This is a genomic window from Synergistota bacterium, assembly GCA_021159885.1.
In the GTDB taxonomy this organism is placed as follows: Bacteria; Synergistota; GBS-1; order GBS-1; family GBS-1; genus AUK310.
The window spans coordinates 1-3,575 of sequence record JAGHDO010000078.1 but is presented as its reverse complement, the minus strand read 5'-3'; the positions used below and the strand labels follow the sequence as shown (position 1 = coordinate 3,575).

General features: G+C 41.3%; 2 protein-coding genes. Both read right to left on the bottom strand.

The window, feature by feature from the left end; translation table 11 throughout:
• Positions 1 to 1,268 (bottom strand): putative DNA binding domain-containing protein (locus J7M13_07880; GenBank protein MCD6363892.1); only part of this gene is annotated, 1,268 nt, incomplete at its 3' end.
• A 300-nt stretch (positions 1,269 to 1,568) separates the two neighbouring features.
• Positions 1,569 to 3,389 carry an aldehyde ferredoxin oxidoreductase family protein gene (locus tag J7M13_07875; GenBank protein MCD6363891.1) on the bottom strand — a complete coding sequence of 607 codons (1,821 nt, stop codon included), beginning with the start codon at positions 3,387 to 3,389 and terminating at the stop codon, positions 1,569 to 1,571.
• Positions 3,390 to 3,575 lie beyond the last annotated feature (186 nt).

Below are 3,575 nucleotides of genomic sequence, written 5' to 3'. Positions count from 1 at the left end.
TCAAACCTTTTTTGGATATCGCCACTGGTGATCCTCTTCCTCTCTTTGAGAAATTGAATTATTTCCTTTTCTCTTTCTCTAAGACCAAGATTGTTTAGATATTCTTCAGTAAGTTTTGATTTTCTAAATATAACCACTATGTTGTTTGATTTTATTTTAAATTCAGGCTCTGGGAGGTCCCATTCTTTACACCACTTTATCATCTTATTTGTGCCAGTTCCAACCTCTTCCACATATCCTACCCAAAAGAAAATTCTCGCAATTAGTGGATTAAATGGTTCCGATGTATGTTCCTCTTTTAAGGTTTCAACAGTCCAACCTTCTGGTAATCTCCCTGGATTCCAGAATTCAATTCTGTCATCAAATATTCTTATCTGTATCTTAGAGGGGATACGATAATCCCTGTGGACAATTGCATTTACTATAGCCTCTCTCAATGCCTTTGGTGGATATTCCCATCTTTCTTGTCTTTCAATCTTTCCTTCCTCAATCCATGCACGTAGGGAAATATTGTTAAATATAAACTTCTCAACTTCATCCACCTCAGTGAACAAGTCAGATTCTATCTCCTTAAAATCGAGCATCTTACCCGTAACATCTGTTCCCTTAAAACGAATACATTTTATACTTGCCTGATGGAAAAATTTCTGAGGATTTTTGCCAAATAAAAGTATCCCAGCATTTGTCAAAGCATCGCCTTTCAATAATTTTAACTTTCTTAAAATGTTCAGAATGTCGTCTGTTTCTTCAATGTCAAGATTTCTTCTTTCCTTTGCTTTTCTGACAAAAGATTTCAGTTTATTCTCATCAATATCTCCAATATTGGCTTCTTCTAATATCTGACCATCAAAGTATAATTCCTTTCTATGTATCTCAAGGATGCTCTTCTTGTATTCATCTTTACTCATCCTCACTGTGCTTTTACCTACCCTTTTGAAAGGTCTTCCAAAAGCAAGAACAACATCATACGGGAATTTCTCTACCTTTATCAGGATAATTCTTTTTTCTTCAAGAGTTGCCGTAGTGATTTCGGGATAAATTTTTGGTTCTGTATTTGTCAGAATTTTATTGGTTAAATCCTCTATTGTGTTCTTGCCTATTGCTACACCATGTATTTTCCCATTATCGCCAATACCAACAACTATTGTTCCTCCCTTTGTGTTAGAAAATGCAGATACCGTCTCAACTATCTCCCTCCATTCCGAAAGAGATTTCTTAAACTCCAGAGTTTCCGATTCTCCCTTAGCGATTAATTCTTTTAAGCTCATCCTTCTCCCTCTATCACTTTAACCCATTCGTGAGCTTTTATTTTCTCTATCAATTCCTTGATCTTTACATCCTCTTATATATGAGATATTTGAATAGCGTTTGAGAGTCCACTAACTTGCCAAAGAAAAAATATCCTATAGCAAACTTTGCTTCTTTTGATTTTTTAAGTTGGTCTTTTATAACTAATTTTAGCTCTCTTCCTGGACTATTATCTATTATGTTTAAAGCTGTTTTATTATTACCATTATTCATTATTCTTCTCCATCCGAAATTTATTCTCACTATTAAATTATACCATGTTATGTCTCTATCCCAAGTTCCTTGAGCTTTTCGGGGGTTGGTCTTCCGAGCTCATCCCAACCACGGTATTTGTAATACTCGTAAAGCATTTTGTTAAACGGAGGGAGATTCCCTTTTGCCCCTCCGCTCTCTTTAGCATGTATAGCTATCCTGGGCGGAAGGGTATCATCCTTCCTGCTTATACCGATTTTCACGTTAAAGAGCCTCTTTAAGTTAAATATCCTCTCGCCGCATTTCATAAGCTCTTCAAAAGAGTAATCAAAACCCGTTGCATAGTTTAACCACTTTAACATATCCCGCGGTCCAACGCTTCCCAAGAGAGTAAACTTACACATCTTAGCGGAGTCATAAAGACACATGAGATCTTGAACCTTTGCCACGAATTCTGCCTTCCCTTCGACGCCAAATCTATCCTGAACTTCGGTATATCCCATATCCGGAAGCGTGGCTCCTCTTTCAAAGATATAAGACATACCCTGAACATGGCAGGCACCTCTATTAGAGGTAGCATACCCAATGGAAAGACTGTTAAACGCACGCGGGTCATGAGCAGGAAGCTCAAGCCCCTTAACATGAATAGCAAATTCCTTTGCCAATCCTCCTATATTCTCTGATGCACTCCTAACCCCCTCAGCAAGCAGATCTCCTATACCATTCCTGAAAGCTATATCCTTGATAAGCCTAAGAAGATCCTCGCCACTCCCCCATCTTACCCTCTCATCTATTAAACCATGCTCTGAACATTCCATAGCAAATCCTATAACGCTTCCCGTAGATATCGTATCAAGCCCATATCTATTGCAGAGCTCATTGGCAAGTAAAACGACCTCAGGGGCATCCACGAGACAAAGCGCACCAAGACACGCAAGCGTCTCATACTCAGGTCCCGCTTGCTCAACACCGGCGTAATCGCCTTGGGATAGCTTTATAACCCTTCCACAGCCTATGGGACACGAGGCACAGTGAAACCTTCTAACGAGATATTTATCGCTCCAGGCCTGACCCGTTATCTTAAGCGCACCCTTCTTCCACTCCCCCAGGAGCCAGTTGCGAATCGGGAGATCCCCAAGCTCCTCCGCCCTTATAACACCCCCCGAGGTACCATACTCCGAGAAAGCTTTTAGGCTTTCTATGGCTTCCTTCATCTTAAGCTTGGAAAATTCTAAGAAATTTCTCTTATCTACAATAGGAACCGTCTTGTTCCCAGAAACCACCACCGCCTTAAGGTTTTTCGAGCCCATAACCGCTCCTAAACCGCATCTTCCAGCCGCTCGAGCGTGCTTTCCATCAAACATTATGGAAGCAAACTTAACACCATTTTCACCAGCAGGGCCTATGCAACCAACCTTGGCACCAGGCTCGGTCTCTTCCTTCAGGATCTTCTCGGTTTCAAAAGTATCTTTCCCCCAAACGTGCTCCGCATCCCTTATAAGAGCCCGTCTTTCGTTTATCCAGATATAAACCGGCCTTTCCGCTTTCCCCACGATGATTATGCCGTCAAACCTCGTGCTTTTTAAACCCGTTCCCCAATAACCCCCAACATCTGCTTCTCCCCATATGCCCGTTAGGGGAGATTTTGCAGCTACCGCATGTCTCCCAGCGGTTAAAGCAGGCGTTCCGGTTAAAGGACCAGCCATAAAGACGAGGACATTTCCCGGGTCAAGCGGATCCAGGGATGGGTCCATCCCCTCATAAATTAGCTTTGCCCCAAGCCCGCTTCCACCGATATATTCCCTAAGTATTTTCTCATTGAGAGAAAATACCTCCACGCTCTTTGAGGAAAGATCTATCCTCAAAAACCGATTCCAGTAGCCCCCAATCACCTCGAAAGCACCTCCTCTGATAGTAATTACCAAGCCTTTTTAAAAATCATTTTTATATCATTTTTAGAAATGATTCTCGGATTATGAACTAAAAGCCGCTGAGCTGAAAAGGCAAGCTCGGTTAACTCATCAAGATCTTCAAGATTCATCCCTATGTCTCTTAATCTCAAAGGCAACCCTATA